We start from the raw sequence: 21,573 nt of genomic DNA, 5'->3' as shown, positions 1-21,573 counted from the left end.
TCCGACGACCCCGCGCGACCTCGGCATCCACGTCAGCGATCCGGTCTCGCACGGAGCCGACCCATGGAACTTGCGATCAGAGCCCAGATGGCCCCGATCGCCGCGACACCGAGCAGCGAAGCATCGATGACCGGCATGAGCCGAAGGGCGGGAGTTGCGGCTCTGCTGGTCGCCACCTCCTCCAGCATGGTGTCGGTCGTGCGCTCCTCCAAGCGAGCCAGCACCTCACCGTCAGCGGTGATGATGCCGCTGATCCCGTTCAGGGAGGCCACGATCACCGTGCGGCCGGTCTCCAGGGCGCGAGCTCGAGACATCGTGAACTGTTGCTCGCGTTGGCTGGTCCCGGTGAACATCGCGTTGCTGGTCTGTACGACGACCAGCTCCGCACCCGACCTGACTTGCTGTGCGATGGGGTCGGCATAGGCCACGTCGAAGCAGATCGCATCGGCTATCCGGACGATGCCCTCTTCAGTGTCGATGTCGAGGGGTTCCGCTTCCGCGCCCGGCAGCATGTCGCGCGGAATCTCGGCGAGCCTGGGTGACAGCCCGTCGAGAAGGGAGCGGAAGGGAATGAACTCCCCGAAGGGCACAGGGTGCTGCTTGGTGTAGGCCTGACCGTCCGGCCCCGACTCGGTCCACAGGATGCCTTGGTTGAGTGCGGTGCCGGGGCGCGGGCCGTCGACGATCCCGCCGACGAGCAGCGGAGTCTGGATGGCGGTGGCCGCCATCGAGATCTCCGTGTTCGCCTCCAGGTCGCGGATCGGGTCGACAGCCGTCGAGTTCTCCGGCCAGACCACCAGGTCGGGTCGCGGTGCCGTGCCGGACTCGACCTGGCGTGCCAGGTCGACGGTGGCCCGGGCATGGTCACGGGTGATCTGCCGGTGGTTTCCCGCCACGTCGTCGCCGCTGCCGGGCACATCGCCTTGCACCACGGCCACCGTGACCGACCCGGTCCGGGCGACGTCCACCGGGACCAGTTGAGGGACGACTGTCATGGCAAGCGGAGCGGCAAGGTAGAGCACCGCCCGGCGGGGGTTACAACGACCCGCGACAACGCCATAGGCCACTGCGGTCGCGAGCAGCGCGATGATGAATCCCGCGCCGGTAACGCCGACGTACGGCAGTGCAGCCGACACCGGCGTATCGACCGTGGTGAACCCGACCTGGCCCCACGGGAAGCCGCCGAAGGGCCACATCTGTCGGACCACCTCGACCGACGACCACATGACAGCCACGAGCACCGGCCAGGCCGGCAGGCGGCGCAGCAGAGGAATCAGCGCTCCCATTGCCGCGAACCACAGCGATTCGACGAAGGTGACCGCCGCCCACGCGCCCGGGCCGATGGAGTCCTTGAGCCACCACACGTGCGCGGCGAGGAAGGCGAAGCCGAACAGGTAGCCGAGGACGGCGCCGCCGCGAGCGGTGTCCGCGAACAGGCACACAGCGACTGTGAAGGCGGCGATGGAAACAGGACCTAGGAGACTCGCCCCGACCGGGTCGAAGGCCAGAGACAGGGCGCCTCCCGCGATCACGCTGAGGAGCGCTGCTGCCGTTCGTCCTCGCGAGCCGCGTCGGCGCGGGCGGCTGTCTCGGAGTTCCTGTTGTGGCAGGGGCCGTGTGAGAGTCATGAGGGCGTGTAGGGCCGTGAGGGGTAGCCGGTGTCGAAGTGCATGTAGTCGGGAACCTTGATGTTCTGCCAGATCCAGCCCCGTTCGCGGAAGAGCCGCCAGACCAGTCCACCCTTGACGATGACACCGGGGCCGGGGACGCGCGCCCGGGTCTCCGGGGTGGGGACCCAGCACTGGCAGCGAAGATCCATCCAGGGGTTCTCCCGGGGATTGATGTCGATGGCGCGACCGTTCGCGTGCGGGGAGAACTGCGGCGGTGCATTGATCTGGTCTGGCCGGCGGCAGTTGTAGGCCGAGGTGTTGTCGTCGCGCAGGCTGGCGTTCACGTCACCGCCGTAGGCCTCGACCGGTCGCATCTTCCGAATCGGAAACTTCTTGTCGAACAGCTCTGTGAAGATCACGGCAATGGCCGGTGCGACGTCCCGGTTGACCACCAGGGCCCCGCGCTCGACGGTTCCGTCGAAGGTGTAGTGGTTGACCTCGACCCGGCGGAGGTCGGTGCGCGCCAGAGGGCATCCAGGCCTCCACACCCCGACTCGCTTCATGCGGTTCCACTGGCGCCTCGACACTGGCCGGATCTCCGCGGCCGCAGCCGGCTCGGGCGGGCTGCTGGTGGGCGGGCTGCTGGTGGGCGGGCTGCTGGTGGGCGGGCTGGACGCAGGACTCGTTGGCTCCCCATCCGGGGCGTCGCCTCCAGGGCGATCGGTCCTAGGTGCGGTGCACGCCGCCAGGAGCAGGAGGCCAACGACCGCGCCGATCCGGGTCCGTCCAACGATGCGGGCACGCCTGCGTTTACTCGGCGACAAAGCGGCGGTCCTGCGGTCCGGCCTCGCGGCTGGTCACCGCCTTCGTGAACGTGCTGAGGGGTGCGCCGTCCGGAGTGCGATGCTCACCGACTGCCGTCCAGCCGGACCGTCGGTAGTAGTCGGTAGCTGGCCCGCCCGTTTGGGTGACCAGCGTGAGCTCGTGGCAACCCGCGTGGCGGGCGTCGTCCTCGAACGCCGCGATGAGGGCCGCGCCGACTCCCCGCCCCCGGTACTCGGCCACGACAACCACATGGTGAAGGACCGCACTCCGACGGGCGGGCCCCGACGCCGCGGGCGCTCGACCACGACGGAAGACAAGCTTCTTCAGGTATCGCATGCCGCGGGTCCGGGCGAAGCTGACCGCGAGGGTCGGATTGCGGATGAGAGCCAGCACAGCCCGCTTGGTCAACGCGCGCCCGTGAGCGCTGATGACATGCCGCCGATGACCGACCAGGTCCGAGGTTCCGGCGAGGTAGCCGATCGGCTCTGCCCCGTCGGTGGCAACGACCGCGCAGCTGGAGTGATCGGTGCAGTAGGAGAGGTAATACTCGGTCAGAAACGCGCGGCCGAGCCGAGCGAAGAACCCGTCCGGGAAGTGCTGGAGGTGCTGGTCGACGACGAACGGCAGATCCTCTGGTCGCAGCCGTCTGAGCGCTACGACAGGGCCGTTTTCCGACAACATATCTCCGATGCTTGGTGGCGTTACTATGCGCCATAGTAGCAGCGGCACACCGAACACCGGCGTAGCATCCCTGCGCCCTTCGTGACGACGACAGAGGGGCCGGCCTGGACGTGAAGATTACCCCCTTGGGGTATATTGTGAAATCCGGAGGAGGAGCCCATGGCCAGTACGCCGCGTAGCACCCGGGCCCAGTCTGCCGGCCGCGTAGCCGTCGAAAGTCGAGCCAGCCGCAGGCAGGACGCGGTCACAGTGGCGATCGGGTTGTGGCTGATCGGTGGCCTGTTCAGCGACGGCTGGGCCCACCACAACGTTCCGGAGCTGGAGGGCTTCTTCACGCTGTGGCACGGAGTCCTGTACTTCGGCCTTCTTCTGGCCGGCACCTGGTTCGCCTGGCTCGGGCGCGGCGGGGGACGGCGCTGGTACCGGCGCGTGCCGGCCGGGTATGGATGGGGCGTCGTTGGTATCGGCGTCTTCGCGGCAGGCGGTCTCGCCGACATGGCGTGGCACCTGGCTTTCGGAGTCGAGGCGGGGATCGACGCCCTGCTCAGCCCGTCCCACCTCGTGCTGTTCACGGGCGGTCTACTGATCCTCACGAGCGCTGTTCGCTCGCGCTGGGGAGCCGGCGACATCGCCTCGCCGGTGGCGATGGGAGCCCTGGCTCTTGTCACGGCACTGGTGTCCTTCTTCCTGCTTTACGTCTCCGAGTTCACCGCCCACGCCCCCACGATCGCGGTCCGGGCGCTCCCGGAGGGGCACCCCGAGCACACGGCGTCTGAGTTGCCTGCCACCGCGGGATTGGGTGGATTCCTCATCACGACCGCGCTCCTGGTGATGCCGCTGGTGTGGACCTGGCAGCGCGGGCGCGCGCCACGCGGCCTGCTCACCATGCTGGTGGCGCTCACCTCGTGGCTCGCTGCCGCCGTTGTCGATTTCGATCGAGCCGCCGTCTTCGGGGCCGCCGGGGCCACTCTGGGAGCGATCGTGGGCGAGTTCGCGCTCGACTGGCTCGAGAACCGCCGCCTACCGAGAAGATTGCGAGTTCCCGTGCTGGCTGCTGCAGCGATCGTCCCGACCTGGACGGCGCACATGGCGTCACTGGCCGTCGGGGTCGGACTCGCCTGGCCTGTCGAGCTCTGGTCCGGGGCGGTGATCCTCTCCGGGCTCGCGGCCGCGGCCCTGGGCGGACTCGCGGTATCCGCACTCCCGCCGCCCGTCAACGATGCCGCAGCCCGACTCCAGGGGCCTGTTCGCGTGGCCGATGGCCAAGGCTGAGCTCGCCAGCAGCGCGCCGCCACCCCTCAGGCACCTCCAGCGCGAGGCCGCAGGACGGTGCCGCTGCTCGCATCCGTGACTTGAGCAATGCGGGATGCCCTCCAGCCCCATCAGCAGGACCGCGAGCGCGCGCTGCTCACATCCACCCAGAGCGTCAGGCACTATCGCAAACGGTTTGCAATAAGGTACCGGACATGAGTGTGGTGGGCTCAAGAAGCGCCGGTCGTACCTTGGCAGGCATCGCGGCCGTGGTGGCGCTGCTCAATGTCCTTGGCTGGGGCGTGTTGCTCGCTGTCGTCGCGCCGCGCGAGTTTCAGCTCGGCGACGCCGGTGGGTTTGGGATCGGCGTCGGGGTCACGGCGTTCCTGCTCGGTGCCCGGCACGCGTTCGACGCCGACCACATCGCGATCATCGACAACGCGACCCGAAAGCTGGTAGGCGAGGGAAGGCCGACGGTCGGCACCGGCTTCTGGTTCGCGCTGGGACATTCGAGTGTCGTCTTCGCCCTGTCGGCGCTCCTCGCGTTGGGCGTGCGGGCACTGGCGGGTCCGGTCCGGGACCAGGACTCCGCACTGCAGCACTCCTTCGGCGTGGTCGGGACGCTTGCTGCGGGCATGTTCCTCATCGTGATCGGGCTGATGAATCTGAGCGCACTGATCGGCCTCGTGCACGCTGCCCGGCATCTGCGAGCCGGGACCTTCGACGAGGACGCGCTCGAACACCACCTCCACAACCGCGGCTTCCTAGCCCGCATCTTCAAACGCACCACGCAGAAGGTGAGCAAACCGTGGCACCTCTACCCCGTCGGTCTGCTCATGGGACTCGGCTTCGACACCACGACCCAGGTCGCGTTGCTGGTCCTGGCCGGCGGCACGGCCGCATACGCGCTGCCGTGGTACGCGATCCTCGTGCTGCCGGTGCTGTTCGCGGCCGGGATGACGCTGTTCGACACCATCGACGGCCTGTTCATGGCGCACGCCTACCAATGGGCGTTCCTCAAACCGGCGCGCAAGCTGTTCTACAACATCACGGTCACAGCCTTCTCGGTGCTCGTGGCGCTCTCGATCGGCGTGATCGTGTCGCGTGCCGGGTCTGATGGAGGCTCTCATTCCACGGAAGGATGAGAGTCATGGCAGCACCGAGGAAGTATCCCGAGGAGCTTCGGGAGCGGGCAATCAGGATGGCGGTCGATCTGCGGCGTGACCCGGCGACCAGGACCGGCGCACTGAAGCGGGTCGGCGATCAGCTGGGGATCAATCCCGAGACGTTGCGCAACTGGGTCTCCCAGGCCGAGGTCGACGAGGGCCACCGTCCCGGCGTCAGCAGCACCGAGGCGCAGCGCATCGCCGAGCTCGAGCGTGAGGTCAAGGAGCTACGGCGGGCCAACGAGATCTTGCGGACGGCCTCGGCTTTTTTCGCCGCGGCGGAGCTCGACCGCAAGCTGAAGTGACCACGGCGGTGCTGGTCGAGTACATCGACCAGCACCGGGCGAGGTTCGGGGTCGAGCCGATCTGCACCGTCCTACGCAAGGCAGGGATGCAGATCGCCCCGAGCACCTACTACGCCGCGAAGTCCCGGCCGCCCTCGGCACGCGCTGTCGCCGACGCGCAGCGCCTGGAGGTGATCCGGCAGGTCCACACCGACAACTACGGCGTCTACGGGGTCCGCAAGATGCACGCCGAGCTCAACCGGCGCGGTCACCGTATCGCCAGGTGCACCGTGCACCGGCTGATGCGCGCCGAGGGGCTGCGCGGGATCAGCAGAGCCAAAGGGCCGCGCACCACGATCCCCGGCACCGGCCCGGATGCCCGCCCGGACCTGCTGGACCGCGACTTCAAGGCACCTGCACCGAATCGTGTCTGGGTCGCGGACATCACCTACTGCCGCACCTTCGCCGGCTGGGTCTACGCCGCGTTCGTCATCGACGTCTACTCCCGCCGAGTGGTGGGCTGGCAGCTGTCGAAGAGCCTGCGCACCGACCTGGCGCTGGACGCTCTCGAGATGGGGCTGTGGACCCGCGAGCACGCCGGCCAGGACACCACCGGCGTCATAGCCCACAGCGATAAGGGCGTTCAATACCTCGCGGTTCGCTACACCCAGCGCCTGGCCGAGGCCGGCGCCGTCGCATCCGTCGGGTCGACGGGCGACTCGTATGACAACGCCCTGGCCGAGGCGTTCAACTCGCTGTTCAAGGCCGAGCTGATCCGCAACAAGGGCCCCTGGAAGAACATCGACGACCTCGAGATCGCCGTCGCTGAGTACATCGACTGGTTCAACCACCGACGCCTGCACGGCGAGATCGGACTCGTCCCACCCGTCGAGTTCGAGGAAGAGCACTACCGGCACAACCCCGCGCCGACTACCGTCGACGCGTCACTTCAGAGCCTCCACTGAACCCGGCACGCGACACCCACCCGCACGCCTTGTCGTCTATGGTCTCGCCCATTCATCGCTCTGGGTGAGCCGCAGCAGGTAGATCAACGGCGGGAGGACCAGGACCACCGCGAGGCCTACCGCGACGAGTAGCCCTTGGAGCGTCGCCGGGGCGCCGGCTGCCTCGCTGATGGTCACCTCGTCGACGAGCAGCCAGGGGTACTGGCCCACGCCCCACCCCGAGACCACGGCGGCGACGGCGACCACGGCCGGCCAGCGAGCCTTCGAGTAGTGCCGGCGCCACAGCAGCGCCAGCGTCGCGACGCCGGAGACCGCTGAGAGCACCACGAGGGGAGCGGCGCGGCCCCTCAGCCCCTCCCCCAGGACCGGGGCGTCCTCGAGGATCGGCACCAGCGCGGCGAACACGACTGCCCCTGTCGCCAGGCCGACGGCGAGCGCCCGTGACCGCAGGTCCTCGGTGAGGCGGTTCCGACGGCTGCGGTGGGCATCAGCGGCAAGGAAGACGCCGGCGAGGAACGCACAGGTGCCGACCGCGATCACTCCGCCGAACAGCGACGTCGGGTTGAGCCACGACGACCAGCGATCACCTGTCCCGTCCGCGGGCACCCGTCCGGAGGCGATGGCGCCGGCGACGGTGCCCAGGAAGAACGGCGTGATGATCGAGGACACAGCGAAGACCACGCCGAACAACCGCGCCTGACCGAGCGTGGCGGAGTACTTGCGAAACGCGAAGCTCGCCCCGCGCAACACGATGCCCAGTAGTGCGAGCAGCAGCGGTAGGACCAGCGTTGACATGGCCGCTGCGAACGACTCCGGGAATCCGGTCCACCAGATGACCAGTACGTAGATCAACCACACGTGGTTGGCCTCCCACACCGGTCCGATGCTGTGGTCCACCAGGGTCCGCAGCTCGGCACCGCGCTGGCTGTCGCCGGCCGTCAGGTCGAAGAAGCCAGACCCGAAGTCGGCGCCGCCCAGCACGGCGTAGGCGATGACGCCGGCGAACATCGCGGCGGCGACCGCGACCTCGAGGCTCATCGACCCGCCTCCCGGGTCTCCGGGGCGTACGGGCTGGGCAAGTCGGTGTCGCCCTCGCGCCACCGGCGCGCCATCGACCTCAGGACCACAACGGCACCGATCGTCATCGCGGCGTAGATGACCGTCGAGATGCCGAGCAGCAACCAGAGCGTCGAGTTGTAGTCGCCGACCGCCTCGGGTGTGCGCATCACGCCGTACACGATCCACGGCTGTCGGCCCACCTCGGTGGCCACCCACCCGGCCTCGAGCGCGATCACGGCCAGCGGCCCGGCGACGGCTGCGGCCCGCAGGAACCACTTCTTCGTCAAGAGGTCCCGCCCGCGCCGCCGCTGGATCCAGAACCAGGCGACACCGGCGGCGAGCAGCGTGCCGATCCCGACCATGGTCTGGAAGGCGAGATGGGTGATGTTGACCGGCGGCCGGTCCTCCTCGGGAATGGTGTCGAGGCCGGGTACCGGCTCGTCGAGCGAGTTCATCGCGATCAGCGAGCCCAGGACCGGGATGTCGATCGCACCGACGACCTCTCCGTCGACCAGGACGCCGCCGAGCCGCAGCGGCGAGGGGCTCTCGGTGGTCTCCGCGAGCTCGAACGCCGCCAGCTTCGCGGGCTGCCGGTCGTCGAGGCCGGCGCCGAGCACGTGCCCGACGAACGGCTGGGTGAGCGCGGCGACGGAGGCGAACACGAACGGGACCATGAATCCCAGCCGGTGGTGGCTGTCGCGACGCCCACGCAACATCCCGACGGCGTAGACACCCGCGATGGTGAACCCGGCCACCATGTAGGCGCCGACCCACATGTGGGCGAACTGCAGGAACGCATGCTGGTTGAACAGCACCGTCCACGGCTGGACGTCGGTAACGTCACCGCCGACCATGCGGAAGCCGGTAGGCACGTTCATCCAGGCATTGACGGCGACGACGCAGTAAGCCCCGACGATGCCGGTGACGGCCATCGGGAGCACCATCAGGACGTGTCGCTTGGGTGGCATGCGACCCCAGCCGTAGAGGTAGATGCCCAAGAAGATCGCCTCGAGGAAGAAGGCCAGCCCCTCGAAGGCGAAGGGCAGGCCGAGCACGTCGCCGTACCTGCCCATCAGGCCCGGCCACAGGACACCCATCTCGAAGCTGAGGACCGTGCCCGAGACCGCACCGATCGCGAACAGGACCGCCGACACCTTCGCCCACCTCTGGGCGAGGGTGAGCGCGACCGGATCCTGGCGTCGGATCCCCCGCAGGTGCATCACGAAGATCATCGCCGGGAACGCGACGCCGAAGCACGCCAGCACGATGTGCCACCCCAGTGACAACGCCATCTGCTGACGGGCCGGAAGCAGGCCCGCTGGTTCGGCTCCCGCGGTGGCTTGCACGACGGCATCGAGGACAATCTCCGGAGTCACCACGTCACCAACGCTACGGACCTGCGCTTGCTGCGCCAGACTTTGTGAATGATTTCACGAATGCCTTCGAACAGGCCCTGGCTGCGCGTTTGGGAAGGTCACCAGGTCGCTTCGTGACACTCGCGGGCGGGGTCGACCTCGACCTGGAGGGTCGCGTGCTCGATGCCGTGACCGTCCCGCAGAGCCGTCTGGGCGCCGCTCAGCACGGTCTGGGTGTCGGCGCCGTCCTTCACCACGAGGTGAGCCGTGGCGACGTTCATGCCCGAGGTGAGCGTCCAGGCGTGGAGGTCGTGGATCTCGGCCACACCCGGCAGGGCCTCGAGGTCGCGCACGACGGCAGCGAGGTCGACATCGTCGGGCGCGTGCTGGCCGAGGACGGCCAAGACCTCGCGTCCGAGGATCACGGCACGAACGGCGACAAACACGCCGATCGCCATGGCAACCAAGGTGTCCCACAGACCGTCGCCAGTGAGGCCGACTAGCACGCCGGCCACAAGGACGCCCACACTGCCGGCCGCGTCAGCCATGACTTCGAGGTAGGCGCCCTTGACGTTGATCGACTCCTGGGCGCCGCCCCGGAGCAGCACGAGGCAGACAAGGTTGATCGCCAGGCCGATGGCGCCGACGATCATCATCGGACCGAAGGCCGGCTCGATGGTCTCGCCGATGCGGGTGATCGCCTCCACCACGACGTAGACGGCAACCCCGAGCATGATCAGGACGGTCAGACCGGACGCGAACACCTCGGCGCGATAGGAGCCGTAGGTACGACGTCCCGACGCATCGGGCAGAGTGGCGATCTTGGTCGCCACCAGCGCCGCACCCAGGGCGACCACGTCCGCCGCCATGTGGCCTGCGTCCGAGATCAGCGCCAGCGAGCCACCAAGAAGTCCGACGACCAGCTCGACCGTGAAGAAGCTCGCGACCAGACCGACGGCCAGAGCAAGGCGCCACCGATGACGACCGCCCGCATGCCCGTGCCCCTGCCCGTGACCGGCGCCCATCAGAGGTCACCCCCGACCGTCGGGCAGTCCGTGACGGCCCCGCCGGTGGCCGCGAGGACCCGCTCCGCCGCCGCCAGCACCTCTCGCACCGCAACCCCGGGGGTCAGCGAGAACACGGACGCACGCCCCCGAGGTCGAGACTGCACCAACCCGCAGTCGCGCAGGCAGACCAGATGCTTGGAGACGGTGGACTGCGCGAGGCCGAGGTGCTCCACAAGGTCGACCACCCGATGGGGCCCGAGGTGGAGGTGAGCCAGGATCGCCAGCCGCGACGGATCGCCGAGGGCGCGGAACAGGGCGGCTGACGCCTCCGCGCCCGACTGTCCCGCGGCTCGCCCAGTGGCATCGCTCAGGGTCGACATCATCGTCATGTTGCGATGCTAGAGGGCCCCCGTCCCCAGTCTTTAGCCTGTCCACCCGATTGCTGCTATCGCGCATAGTAGACCAGTGAGAGGCGGAGACCAGTGCGAAGCGGACCAAGGCAACCATCGGGGCCGGCGCCATCGTCGTGGCGGCGCTAGCGACCCTGCTGCTCGTGGGTCAAACCCGCGACGACGGCGGTGCAGCAGCGATGGAGACGCGCGCCCAAGAGAGCGCCGTGGTTCGCACGGACAGCCGCATCCTCGGCGAGGAAGGATCCAGCGACGTCGGTGCGGCCGCGGCTGACCCCGCGGCTCAGCCTGGCCGGCGCGCCGCTGCTGGGTGCGGTATTCGCGGTCGGCTGGACGCCGTGCATCGGCCCCGCCCTGACCGCTGTGCTGACGCTGTCCACGACGTCGGCCACCGCCGAGGGGGAGCCATCCTGTCCCTCGCCTATGCCCCGGGTCTCGGGCTGCCCTTCCTGCTCGCCGCCGTCTCGCTGACGCGCGCGGTGAGCGTGTTCGCCCGGGTGCGGCACCGCTCCCTGTGGATCACCCGCGGGGGCGGTCTGCTGCCGGTTGGCAGGCCCCGTTGTGAGGCCGGTCTGGAGGTTAGCGGTCTGTCTGGCCTCCATCGGCCTTACTCTCGCCGCAGTGGCGTGCTGGACTTCGATGTCTCAGTCGGGCACGTCCACCCCAAGCTCCACCAGTAGGAGCTTCGACGGCGCTGACGTGGTGCAGCAGTACGAGCCGGAGGACCGGCGCCCGCTAACGCGCTTCACCGCGTCGCTGCTGGACGGGACTCAGCTCGACAGCGACGACCTGCGCGGTCGACCGGCGGTAATCAACGTGTGGGGTTCGTGGTGCGGAAAGCCGTCCGTGCGCAACGTCCCGTCCTGGTCCTGACTCGCCCTGTCTTGATCTCGTGCGTGGTCGGTGGGGTGGGCCTGCTGGCCTCGGTGGCCTGGCTCCCGGAGAAGCGCGCCGGGGCTGCTGCCTCTCGGCCGAGGTCCGTTACCATCGCCGTCGTCCAGGCAGAGGTGCCCGGTGATGGCACCGACGTCGCCGCGCCTCACCGGAAGGTCCCCAAGCACTGGTCCTCGAGACCCAGCGGCTGGCTCGCACTTGGGGGTCCGCCGGTCCGGTCCCGGACCTGGTCGTGTGGCCCTAGAACGCCACGGCTGCGGACCCCGCCGCGGACACCACCGCGCGGGACGCGCTTCTGACCGCGGTGGAGGTCTCCGGCGCCCCCGTGCTGGCTGGCTCGATTGTCGATGGTCCGACGACCTCGACCGCGCTCAACCAAGCCGTCGTGTGGACCAACGAAGGCCCCGCAGGTCGTTACACCAAGCAGCACCTCGTGCCGTTCGGGGAATACCTGCCACTGCGCCCGCTCGCGGAGCGAATCTCCACCCGCGTGGCGACATCGGGCGGGACATCATGCCCGGCACTGCGCCCTCGGCGCTCCTGGTCGACGACCTGATGCTGGCCACGGCCCTGTGCTTCGACGTCGCCTACGACGACGTCCTGCGCGAGCAGGTGGCCCAGGGCGCCCAGTTGGCGTCGTCCAGACCAGCAACGCCATGTTCCTGGGAACCGCCCAGCAGCAGCGGTGGATGCTCACCCGAGCCCGCGCCGTCGAGCTGGGCCGCTCGGTCGTCGTCTCATCGATGAACGGGATCTCCGGGGCGATCGCGCCCGACGGCGGTGCGATCGCTCGGCTTCCCGCGGCGCGGTCCGGGGCCACGGTCGTCTCCGTGTACGTCGAGAGGGCCCCACGCTCGCCGTCCGGCTGGGGGCGTTGCCGGCCAGCACCGCCTACGCCCTCGGTGTCGGGAGCGTGCTCGCGGCCTGCTGGCGTACCCGCCGCGAGCGGGCTACCAGAGTGTGACCAGCCACCGTGGCACCCGCGACGCATAGGCCTCGAAGTCGGCGCCGAACCGCGATCGCAATGCGGCCTCCTCGTCCGGGATCTGGACCCGGTCCATCCAGGCGACGAACCCCACCAGAGGAACGACGGTGCGAGCTCGTCCCCACCACAGCGCGTGCGCGACCAGGAGGCCAGCCATCCCGACGTACATCGGGTTGCGGGTGTGACTGTTCAGCCCGTCGGTGACCAGTGCGGAGGGTGCAGCGCCGGGTCGCGGGTCGACGGTCGTGCGCCGGGCGCGAAACCGCAACACAGGTGCGACGAGGACTCCTACAGACGCGGCGGTGGTGGCCGCCGCAAACGGGCGTCGCGGCCTGCGCCCCCTGCGCGAAGCAGGTCGTGCGAGGAGGCGTTGCGCCAGGGCTGCCGCCAGGCACAACCCCAGCGGGGGCACCGCCGCTCCGGCGTCAGCTCGTCTCATCACCGTGGGCCACTGGTCGCCGCGGGTTGCGGGACTCCGGGTGTGGGCATCGTCGGGTGGGTCAGAGACTCGTCGCGTTGTACCCGAGCTGCGCGCAGGCCGTTGAGGATGACGAGCACCTCCGCCAGCTCGTGGACCAACACGACCTCCGCCAGCCCAAGGGTTCCCACCAGCGCCAGCGGCACCAGGACGACGATGATCACGACGGCGAGGCCGATGTTGCCGGTCATGATCCGGCGTCCGCGGCGGGCGTGGTCCAGGGCGAGCGGGAGCTGTCGCAGGTCGTGACCGGTGAACGCCACGTCTGCCGATTCGACCGCCGCCGCGGAGCCGGTCACCCCCATCGCGATACCCACAGTGGCAGCGGCCAGTGCGGGTGCGTCGTTGATGCCGTCGCCGATCATCGCGATCGGCTTACGGCTTGCGCGTGAGGCCACTTCGTCGGCCTTGTCCGCAGGAAGCTGCTCGGCCCGCACGTCCGCGATGCCGGCCTCATGCGCGAGGGCCTCAGCGGTCCGCTGGTTGTCGCCGGTGAGCATGAGCACCTCGATGCCGCGCTCCCGCAGCATGGAGACCGCCTCCGCGGCCTCCGGTCGCAGCTCGTCACGGACGCCGATCACACCCGCCACCTGCTCCTCCACCCCCACCACGACGATGCTCATCCCCTGCGCAGCCATGCCGTCCACGTCTCCCTGAAGCACTCCCGGTGCGACCCAGCGGGGACTGCCCACCCGCACGACCCGGCCGCCAACGGTGCCGACCACCCCATGCCCCGCGTGCTCCTCGACGCCGGTCGCCCGCACCGCTGCGCTGCTGGCAGCACGGATCGCCTCGGCGAGCGGGTGGGTGCTGGTCGCCTCGAGCGCTGCGGCGCAGCCAAGCACCTGGTCACACGAGAAGCCCTCCGCCGCGGCCACGGCGACGACCTCGGGCCGGTTGCGGGTCAGGGTGCCCGTCTTGTCCAGCGCCACCGTGGTCACGGTCCCCAGCTGCTCGAAGGCCTGTCCGGACTTGATGACCACACCGAGCCTGCTCGCCGAACCGATCGCCGAGATCACGGTGACCGGCACCGCGATAGCCATGGCGCACGGCGACGCCGCCACGAGCACGACAAGCGCCCGCTCCAACCACATGCCCGGGGCATCGGTCAGCAGACCGAGAAGCGCAACGCTTGCCGACAGGAGAAGCACACCCGGGACCAGCGGGCGGGCGATGCGGTCGGCCAGGCGCGCCCGGTCGCCCTTCCGGGCGTGGGCCTGCTCGACCAGCCGCACGATCTGCGTCAGCGAGTTGTCCGTACCGGCGGCGGTGGCGCGGATCCGGAGCGTGCCGGAGCCGTTGACGGATCCGGCAGACACCTCGTCCCGAGGCCCAACCGCGACCGGGATCGCCTCCCCCGTGATGGCGGCGGTGTCCAGGCTGGATGCGCCCTCCTCTACGACACCATCGGTGGACACGCGCTCGCCCGCGCCGACGATGAGGACGTCGCCGATCTCGAGGTCGGCCGCCCTCACCAGGTCCTCGTGGCCGCGACGCTCGACGCGGGCAGTGTCGGGGATCAGGGCGAGCAGCGCGCGGAGGCCGTGCTGGGCCTTGTCCATGGCGCGCTCCTCGAGCGCCTCGGCGATGGAGAAGAGGAAGGCCAGCGCCGCGGCCTCCGCGAAGCTTCCCAACGCCACGGCACCGGCGGCGGCGATCGTCATCAGCAGACCGACTCCGAGGCGGCCGCGCCGCAGCCGGCGCAAGGCACCCGGCACGAAGGTCCACGCCCCGGCCGCCAAGGACCCCAACTCGAGGATCAACTGCACACGTTCGGCGTCGAGGCGGCCGATCACCAGGCTGGCAGCGAGCAGCACGCCGGAGAGGGCGGGGAGCAGCAGCGCGCCGTCGCGCCACCACGGCGTGAGCTCCTCGTAGATGAGCGGCTCGTCCGCGGAGACCGCCCGCGGCCCGCAACAGTCGTCGGCCGGGTCATGGCCAGGCGGGAGATCCGCGCCACCTGCGCTCACGGGCGGCCCGCCCGGCATCGCAAGTGTTGGCCGTCCGTCGGCGGACGGAGTCGGCTCGTCCGGGCCGCAGCACTCGCGGCTCACCGCTGAACCTCCGCGCCGCAGCAGCCGAGTGGGCAGGTCTCGCCCAGGCACCCTGAACCGTCGTCGACGGCGACCACCACGTCGAGCAGCAGTGAGATTGCCTCCCCGAGGTGGGGATCAGCGATGCGGTAGCTGGTGCGCCTGCCCTTCGGCTCAGCAACCACGAGTCCACAGCCCAGCAGGCAGGCGAGGTGATTGGACACATTGGTCCTCCTCAGGTCCAACTCCTGCGCCAACAGCGCCGGGTACCCGGGTTCCTCCACGAGCTTCATCAGGATCCGGGCACGCGTCGGGTCGGCCATGGCTCGCCCCAGGCGAGTCATCACCCCAACCCGGGAAGCAATGGTCAGCACACGCTGACCATAGCATGACAAGTCAGCAAGCGCTGACTTGTTAACCGCGCGGGCTCTCAGACGGTGAAGCCTTCTCTTGCGCGGGACGACTGTTGCACACGCCGCGCCTGCGCTACTGCGTGACGAACTCGGTTGAGTAGATGTCCATGAGCTCGCCCTCGTTGAGCTCCAGGATCACCTCTTTGAGTTCTGACTTGAGGATGTCTCTGGACTTGGTTTCGACGACCTCGTCGACGGGTAGTCTCGAGAAGACCTCGATAGCAGCGTCGAAGGCGCGGCTCCCGTCGACCTCCTCCTCTACGTCCAAAGTGGCCTGGAGAGCGATCGCCACTCGCAGGTAGGGACCGTCGGCCAAGTTGACCTGGATCGGTTCCAGGGCCACCACTTCGCCTGGCTCGGGGGCCAGTACCGGCGTCGGCCTGAGCAAGAACCAGTACGCCGCTCCCCCGACAACGGCGACGAGCAGCAGCGCAACGATCAGTTTCTTGCGCAGGGCCCCCTTCCGCCCTTCTGTTGCGGCCTCTGGTGAGTCGACCATGTCTCTCCTACTTCCAGCTGATGGCTTCCTTGAGAATTCGTCTCCCTCAGCCTCGGCCACCAGCCGCCGGATCTGCGGCATCTACTACCTCGCATAGTTGACGCCTCTGTCCGTCAGTGCTTCACTCGGTGACTTCTCGGGCGTCGACGGCCATCAACCTCGGCGTCGCCCCCGTCAGCAACAGCGAGGGATCAGCGCTGTGGCCACTAACCACAAGCGGGACACCGATGCCGGTCGTTTCCGTCTGCCCAGGACGCCCTACGTCGCCGAAGGGCTGGCCTTCCTCACCACGCTCTTGTCCGTCGGCGTCGGCGTGATGGCCGCGAACCTCACTTTGCCTCAGGTTTTGGGCATTGCGACGCGTCCGCTACGGTCTCGGACCGTTGCGCCTGATCACCCCTTCGGGCGCCCGTCCGACGTCGCCGACACCGCGGAGCCTCCACGCATGGGTCACCACCGAAAAGGCAGCCACGACCACGGTCGCGGCGACTCCGGGACCCTGCTGAGCGCCGAGCAGCCGTACGTCGGCCGCCGCCGTGCCGTGCCGACCGGTTCCACCGAGGTCGCCCCGGCAGCGCCGTACGTCGGCCGCCGCCGCGCGAGCACCAAGACGATCGACACCGGCACCATCGAGCGGGTGCTGGCCGACCTCGAGCCGGTCGACCAGACGACGTCGTTCGCCACCGACCAGACCATGTCGCTGCCGCTGTCCTCGCTGAGCGCGGCCGCGATCGCCTCCCCCGCCCCCGCGGGCCGTCGCCGGGCCGTGAGGACCTCGACGCGCTCCTCGGTCCTGCGCCGGGTGCCCTCGGTGCCCGCGCTGCTCGGCGTCGCCGCCCTGGCCGTCTCGGTCGGCGGGGTGCTCACTACCTCCGGCACGCCCGTCCCCGAGCCCGCGGCCCCAGCCTCGGCCAAGGTGTCCCCCGCCAGCGCCCTGACCGGCTCGCTGGGCCAGGAAAGCGTGATCCTGGGCCGCGACGCCGTGGTCTCGCGCGACTCCTCCCGCGACGCCCTCGAGGGCGCCGACGACGGCAAGCTCGCCGCCCAGGTGGAGCAGCAGGCCAAGCAGCGCAACGCCGAGCTCTCCAACCTCGCGGCCGCCGCGGAGAAGCACGCCAAGGTCCTGGAGCAGAACCTGTGGCAGCTCCCGCTGGCCGGCTACCGGCTGACCGCCCAGTTCGGCGAGACCGGCCTCTGGGCGACCTACCACACCGGCCTCGACCTTGCCGCGCCTCCCGGCACTCCCCTGGTCGCGATTGCCAACGCCACCGTCACCTCCGCCGGGTACGACGGCGCCTACGGCAACAAGACCGTGCTCACGCTCGAGGACGGCACCGAGATCTGGTACGCGCACCAGACCTCGATCTCCGTCACGACCGGTGAGAGCGTGACCGCGGGTGAGGCCATCGGCACCGTGGGCTCCACCGGAAACGTCACCGGCCCCCACCTCCACCTCGAGGTCCGCCCCGGTGGCGGCGACCCGGTGGACCCGCGAGCGGCCATGATCGCCCGCGGCATCACGCCCTGAGAGCGGGTCCGTGAGAGAGAAATCAACTCTTCTCTTGCATCGGGCTACGTCGTCTCCCGAGAGCCACTCCCACGGCAACAACGGCGAGCAGCCCGGCCGCCCGACCGGGCCACGGCCCCAGCCGCACTGCCGGGGTTACTCCGCTGGTCGTGGGCACCTCGACGAGGCTACCCCGCGACTCGCGCGACGGAAGCCGCTCGATCACGCGTCCATCCGGACCGATAGCACCCGAGATCCCGTTGAGCGAGGCCACGACGACTCCTCGTCCCACCTCGACAGCACGAGCCCGCGTGACGTCCCACTGCTGCTCGAGCTGCGCAGTCCGCAGGAACATGGCGTTGCTGGTTTGGACGGTGACCAAGTCGGCCCCCTGGTCGACCTGCTCGCGCAGCACGTCGTCGTACGCGATGTCGAAGCACAGCGCCGCGGCAATGCGCCGGCCTGCCACCTGTAGCGGAGCCGCGTCGCCCCCCTCGACCATGTCCCGCTGGATGGCGGCAACGCGACTCGAGACCTGTTCCGCGATCGCTCTGAAGGGGACGTACTCCCCGAAGGGAACCAAGTGCTGTTTGGTGTAGCGGGCCCCCGGACCCCGCGCCGTCCACACGATCGCCTGATTGAGGGCAAGCGAGGGCGAGGGGCCGTCCACGATCGCGCCGACCAGGACAGGCGCCCCCGCTTCCCTCACAGCCGTGTCAAGCAGCGCCCCGGCCGTTGGGTCGACGGAAGGGTCGACAGCGGTGGCGTTCTCCGGCCACAGGACGAAGTCTGGAGCCGCACTCGAGGGGCCAGGCGAGGCCAGTACGTCTCGGGTCTGCTTCAGCTGGTTCAGGGTGACCTGGCGATGGTTGACGGCCACCTGCGTCCCGTCTCCCGGCACGCCACCTTGGACGACGGCGACGCGTGCACGTCCCTGCTCCTGTACACCCAGTCGGCCCCCCACGGCAGCGGCATCGAGGACAACCCACACCATCACGCCCACGCCGGCGGTGGTCGCGACCATTGGTCGGGTGAGGCCCCGGCCATTGCGACGACGAGCCACGGCCATGACGAGATTCGCCGCGGCGGCACCCATCAGCACCACGAGAGTGCCGGCACCAGCAACACCTCCGACGGCGAGGACACCCGACCAAGGCGCGTCGACCGCGGTGTAGCCCAACCGGCCCCACGGGACACCTCCCCATGGCACGAGCGAGCGTGCCGTCTCCACCGTGGTCCACACCAGCGCAGTCCAGATCGGCCAGGCCGGGAGGTCCCGCACGAGGGTCATCGCGACGCCCGTCGCGACCAGCCAGACCGCCTGAGTGAGGACGATCGCAGACCAAGCGGCAACGGCGATGGACTCGCTGAGCCACCACAGAGTCATCCCGAAGAAGACAACGCCGTACGCCCCTCCTGCTAGGCCACCGCCGACGGGACCCTGCCTCTGCACGGCGAGGACGAGAGCAGCAATCCCCACCGGCGCCAGCCAGGCCAACGACCACGGCGCGAAGGCGAAGGCCGTCAATGCGCCACCCACGGTCGCGCACCCCCATCCCCTGATGCGGGCCTGCCTCATCGGACCTCCTCGACGACTAATTACTAGGGCAGATAGTATGTTGGCGATGAGCAACCCTGGACCCGCTGGCACGACCGTGGACGACACGGAGCCCTCACGCCGGCCCACCACGACCTCGAGCTCAAGTCTCTTGGGCTGGTGCCGCTGGGTGTGGAGACGACTGACGGCCATGCGCACCGCCGTCGTCCTGCTCGTCCTGCTCGCGTTGTCCGCTGTCCCCGGGTCACTGCTGCCGCAACGCGGCGTGGCCAGCGATCCCTCCGCTGTCGCGTTCTTCTACCGGGAGCATCCGGACTTGGCCACGTGGCTGGACAGGTTCTCACTGTTCAACGTCTACAGCGCACCCTGGTTCGCGGCCATCTACATCCTCTTGCTGGTCTCCATGACCGGATGCGTCCTGCCGAGGTGTGCTCGTCTGTGGCAAGAGTTCCGCGCTGCCCCGCCGCCGGGCCCTCGTCGTCTGGCACGGGAGGCCGGATATCAGAGGGTGCGCAGCGCCGACGCGGACGCAGCCCTGGAGACGGCCGCCAGGCACCTGGCCCGCCGCGGCTTTCGCGTGGTGCGCACCGATGGAGAGGTCAGGGCAGAGAAGGGGCACGTCCGGGAGGTTGGCAACCTGCTCTTTCACTTGTCCCTGCTCTTGCTGCTCGTGGGTGTCGCCGGGGGACGACTCTTCGGGTACGAGGGACGGGTCGCGGTCGTCGAGGGCGCTAGCTTCGCCAACGTGACGTCCGCCTACGACGCGATCACGCCGGCGCCACTGGCCGACCTCGCCGAGCTGGAGCCGATGCAGCTCACCTTGGAGAGCTTCACTGCCGAGTTCGAGACCAGTGGAGTGCGACGCGGCGAGCCACGAGGCTTTGCGGGCAACGTGTCGTACCGCAGCCAGGCCGAGGGATCGGGGACCTTCACGGTCGAGCCGAACCGTCCTCTAGACATCAACGGCACCAAGTTCTTCTTGACCGGGCACGGCTATGCGCCGGAGGTGACCGTGCGCGACGGCAACGGCGACGTGGCGACGTCCGGACCGTTCATCTTCCTGCCCATGGACCAGGCGTTCACCTCCGACGGCGTCGTGAAGGCGCCGGACGCGCAACCCAGATCGGTCGCACTGCAAGGACTGCTGCTGCCGACCGCGGCCCGGGGGGAGGGCGGAGTCACCGTCTCGGTCTTCCCCGACGACGTCAACCCGAGGCTGCAGCTCACCGCTTTCACCGGTGACTTGGGTCTGGACGACGGCACTCCTCAGTCCGTGTTCGCACTGGATCTCGATGACCTGGAGGAGGTGAGTGCTCCGGACGGGGAGAAGTGGAGGGTTTCGCTCGCTCCTGGCCAGACGGCCACTCTGCCTGACGGACTGGGGTCGGTGACGTTCGACGGGCTCTCACGCTTCGCGAATTTCCAGGTCGCACGGGACCCAGGCAAGGAGATCTCCCTGGTGGCCGCCATCGTGCTGCTGCTGGGGCTGACCGTCTCCCTCGGGGTGTCTCGTCGCCGGGTGTGGGTCAGAGCCGATGACGACGGCAACATCGAGGTCGCTGCGCGCACCCTGTCTCGACGCGAGGCTCCGCTCTCCGAGCTGGCGACGCTCGCGCAGATCCTCCGCTCCATGCCTTGCACCGACACCCGACCGTCGAGGGAGATCCGCTCGTGACCACCGCAGAGCTTGCAGCACTGTCCGACAGGTCCGTGGTGGCGGCGATGATCCTGCTGGGCATGGCCCTCGTGGCGTTCGCCGTCAACACCGCCACGTCACGGAGGTCCCCGACTGCGGCAAACGCGGTGAGCACGACCGTTGGCCCCGGGCGGTCGACGGCGACACAGCACGCCGGGGGCTGGGTGCCCACGCCGGTTGACGCTCCCGCAGCGCGGGTCGGCACCGTGCTTCTGAGCCTGGGGGCTCTAGCCACGGGCCTGGCCGTCGTGCTGCGCGGCGTCGCGGCCGGTCGGGTGCCCTGGGGGAACATGTACGAGTTCGGACTGACCGGGTCGGCAGCCGTGGCCCTGGTGTTCCTCTCCCTGCTCCGGGGGCGGCAGGTCGTAGGCCTGGCGGCATGGGTGGCAGGTTTGGTGCTCGTGCTGCTGGGCGTATCGGTCACCAGCTTCTACACGCCGGTCGACGACCTGGTTCCGGTCCTCAACTCATGGTGGCTGGTGGTCCACGTCGCCGCAGCCATTACAGCCGGCGCCCTCTTCACCGTCGGAGCGATCGCGACACTGGCGCACCTGCTGCGCCGTCGCTCGGCGGCCGGGGACGATCCCTACGCCGCTCTGGCGCACACCGTGCACCTGGTCGCGTTCCCGATATGGACGTTCGCGGTGATCGCCGGGGCCGTCTGGGCCGAGAACGCGTGGGGGCGCTACTGGGGTTGGGACCCGAAAGAGACGTGGGCCTTCATCACCTGGGTTCTCTACGCCGCTCATCTGCACGCTTTGTCGGCCGCTGGTTGGCGACGTGGGGCAGGGCTGCTGGCTGTCGCGGGCTTCCTCGCATTCGCCTTCAACTTCTTCGGAGTCAACCTCTGGATCCCCGGACTTCACTCCTACGCGGGCGTGTGAGGAGCCTGGACAT

General features: G+C 69.3%; 19 protein-coding genes and 1 other annotated feature. Of the genes, 7 read left to right on the top strand and 12 right to left on the bottom strand.

All coding sequences use genetic code 11. The features are described 5' to 3' along the window. Positions 1-32 precede the first annotated feature (32 nt). The 3 genes from lnt (JOE61_RS16880) to JOE61_RS16870 form a co-directional block, all read right to left on the bottom strand. The gene (gene lnt / locus JOE61_RS16880) at positions 33-1,628 is read right to left on the bottom strand and encodes an apolipoprotein N-acyltransferase (protein WP_227492411.1); all 1,596 of its coding nucleotides are present in this window, start codon (positions 1,626-1,628) and stop codon (positions 33-35) included. Then, a complete protein-coding gene (locus JOE61_RS16875) occupies positions 1,625-2,173 on the bottom strand; it encodes a M15 family metallopeptidase (RefSeq protein WP_193671173.1) in 549 nt (182 codons plus the stop codon). Before JOE61_RS16875 ends, lnt (JOE61_RS16880) begins: the two co-directional genes overlap by 4 nt. Positions 2,174-2,420: 247 nt before the next feature. Continuing rightward, positions 2,421-3,173 (bottom strand): GNAT family N-acetyltransferase, encoded by a 753-nt coding sequence (locus JOE61_RS16870; RefSeq protein WP_204797273.1) that lies wholly within the window; start codon positions 3,171-3,173, stop codon positions 2,421-2,423. A gap of 102 nt (positions 3,174-3,275) precedes the next feature. On the opposite strand from JOE61_RS16870, the gene JOE61_RS16865 reads away from it, so the two are divergent. The 3 genes from JOE61_RS16865 (at position 3,276) to JOE61_RS16855 (ending at position 6,782) form a co-directional block, all read left to right on the top strand. Continuing rightward, entirely contained in the window at positions 3,276-4,388 is a 1,113-nt protein-coding gene (locus tag JOE61_RS16865) for a hypothetical protein (protein ID WP_193671172.1), read from the top strand. Positions 4,389-4,582: 194 nt separating this feature from the next. Continuing rightward, positions 4,583-5,512 carry a HoxN/HupN/NixA family nickel/cobalt transporter gene (locus JOE61_RS16860; RefSeq protein ID WP_193671171.1) on the top strand — a complete coding sequence of 310 codons (930 nt, stop codon included), beginning with the start codon at positions 4,583-4,585 and terminating at the stop codon, positions 5,510-5,512. Positions 5,513-5,517: 5 nt separating this feature from the next. Beyond that, positions 5,518-6,782, top strand: a protein-coding gene (locus tag JOE61_RS16855; RefSeq protein ID WP_204797272.1) for an IS3 family transposase whose coding sequence is annotated in 2 segments (ribosomal slippage) — positions 5,518-5,797 and positions 5,797-6,782 — 1,266 coding nt in all. Because the reading frame shifts where the segments join, the coding sequence is not laid out codon by codon here. Next, positions 5,796-5,939, top strand: a sequence feature (AL1L pseudoknot). It overlaps the preceding gene by 144 nt. Positions 6,783-6,818: 36 nt before the next feature. Here JOE61_RS16855 and JOE61_RS16850 read toward each other — a convergent pair. The 4 genes from JOE61_RS16850 to JOE61_RS16835 all read right to left on the bottom strand — a co-directional run bounded on the left by JOE61_RS16850 (position 6,819) and on the right by JOE61_RS16835 (position 10,592). Continuing rightward, positions 6,819-7,820, bottom strand: a complete 1,002-nt coding sequence (locus JOE61_RS16850; protein WP_193671087.1) for a cytochrome d ubiquinol oxidase subunit II — start codon at positions 7,818-7,820, stop codon at positions 6,819-6,821. Beyond that, the gene (locus JOE61_RS16845; RefSeq protein WP_193671086.1) at positions 7,817-9,133 is read right to left on the bottom strand and encodes a cytochrome ubiquinol oxidase subunit I; all 1,317 of its coding nucleotides are present in this window, start codon (positions 9,131-9,133) and stop codon (positions 7,817-7,819) included. Before JOE61_RS16845 ends, JOE61_RS16850 begins: the two co-directional genes overlap by 4 nt. A 182-nt stretch (positions 9,134-9,315) precedes the next feature. Then, complete coding sequence (locus JOE61_RS16840) at positions 9,316-10,221, bottom strand: cation diffusion facilitator family transporter (RefSeq protein ID WP_193671085.1); 906 nt, start codon at positions 10,219-10,221, stop codon at positions 9,316-9,318. Beyond that, positions 10,221-10,592, bottom strand: a complete 372-nt coding sequence (locus JOE61_RS16835) for an ArsR/SmtB family transcription factor (RefSeq protein WP_193671084.1) — start codon at positions 10,590-10,592, stop codon at positions 10,221-10,223. The genes JOE61_RS16840 and JOE61_RS16835 overlap by 1 nt, the downstream gene beginning before the upstream one ends. Positions 10,593-11,312: 720 nt before the next feature. Here JOE61_RS16835 and JOE61_RS16825 point away from each other — a divergent pair. Continuing rightward, positions 11,313-11,486 (top strand): thioredoxin domain-containing protein, encoded by a 174-nt coding sequence (locus JOE61_RS16825; RefSeq protein ID WP_193671083.1) that lies wholly within the window; start codon positions 11,313-11,315, stop codon positions 11,484-11,486. 971 nt (positions 11,487-12,457) lie between these two features. Here JOE61_RS16825 and JOE61_RS22605 read toward each other — a convergent pair. The 4 genes from JOE61_RS22605 to JOE61_RS16805 all read right to left on the bottom strand — a co-directional run bounded on the left by JOE61_RS22605 (position 12,458) and on the right by JOE61_RS16805 (position 15,996). Beyond that, the gene (locus JOE61_RS22605) at positions 12,458-12,649 is read right to left on the bottom strand and encodes a methyltransferase family protein (RefSeq protein ID WP_307823071.1); all 192 of its coding nucleotides are present in this window, start codon (positions 12,647-12,649) and stop codon (positions 12,458-12,460) included. A 281-nt stretch (positions 12,650-12,930) separates the two neighbouring features. Then, positions 12,931-14,850: a heavy metal translocating P-type ATPase gene (locus JOE61_RS16815; protein ID WP_307823161.1), complete on the bottom strand. Its 1,920-nt coding sequence runs from the start codon at positions 14,848-14,850 to the stop codon at positions 12,931-12,933. 170 nt (positions 14,851-15,020) lie between these two features. After that, positions 15,021-15,377: an ArsR/SmtB family transcription factor gene (locus JOE61_RS16810; RefSeq protein ID WP_193671081.1), complete on the bottom strand. Its 357-nt coding sequence runs from the start codon at positions 15,375-15,377 to the stop codon at positions 15,021-15,023. Between the two features lie 112 nt (positions 15,378-15,489). Next, a complete protein-coding gene (locus JOE61_RS16805) occupies positions 15,490-15,996 on the bottom strand; it encodes a flagellar basal body-associated FliL family protein (RefSeq protein WP_193671080.1) in 507 nt (168 codons plus the stop codon). A 364-nt stretch (positions 15,997-16,360) separates the two neighbouring features. Between JOE61_RS16805 and JOE61_RS16800 the strand changes: the two genes are divergently transcribed. Next, on the top strand, positions 16,361-17,443 hold the full coding sequence (locus JOE61_RS16800; RefSeq protein ID WP_204797270.1) for a M23 family metallopeptidase: 1,083 nt from the start codon (positions 16,361-16,363) through the stop codon (positions 17,441-17,443). 22 nt (positions 17,444-17,465) lie between these two features. Here the strand turns inward: JOE61_RS16800 and lnt (JOE61_RS16795) are convergent, their stop codons facing one another. Then, the gene (lnt, locus tag JOE61_RS16795; RefSeq protein ID WP_193671079.1) at positions 17,466-19,001 is read right to left on the bottom strand and encodes an apolipoprotein N-acyltransferase; all 1,536 of its coding nucleotides are present in this window, start codon (positions 18,999-19,001) and stop codon (positions 17,466-17,468) included. Positions 19,002-19,170: 169 nt separating this feature from the next. Between lnt (JOE61_RS16795) and resB the strand changes: the two genes are divergently transcribed. Continuing rightward, positions 19,171-20,655, top strand: a complete 1,485-nt coding sequence (gene resB, locus JOE61_RS16790) for a cytochrome c biogenesis protein ResB (RefSeq protein ID WP_193671078.1) — start codon at positions 19,171-19,173, stop codon at positions 20,653-20,655. Further along, the gene (gene ccsA / locus JOE61_RS16785) at positions 20,652-21,560 is read left to right on the top strand and encodes a cytochrome c biogenesis protein CcsA (RefSeq protein WP_307823070.1); all 909 of its coding nucleotides are present in this window, start codon (positions 20,652-20,654) and stop codon (positions 21,558-21,560) included. The genes resB and ccsA overlap by 4 nt, the downstream gene beginning before the upstream one ends. Positions 21,561-21,573: the final 13 nt, after the last annotated feature.

Origin of the sequence: Nocardioides salarius (genome assembly GCF_016907435.1) — a bacterium.
GTDB classification, from domain to species: Bacteria; Actinomycetota; Actinomycetes; order Propionibacteriales; family Nocardioidaceae; genus Nocardioides; species Nocardioides salarius.
The sequence above is the reverse complement of the archived record's forward strand: the minus strand, read 5'-3'. Positions and strand labels throughout refer to the sequence as shown.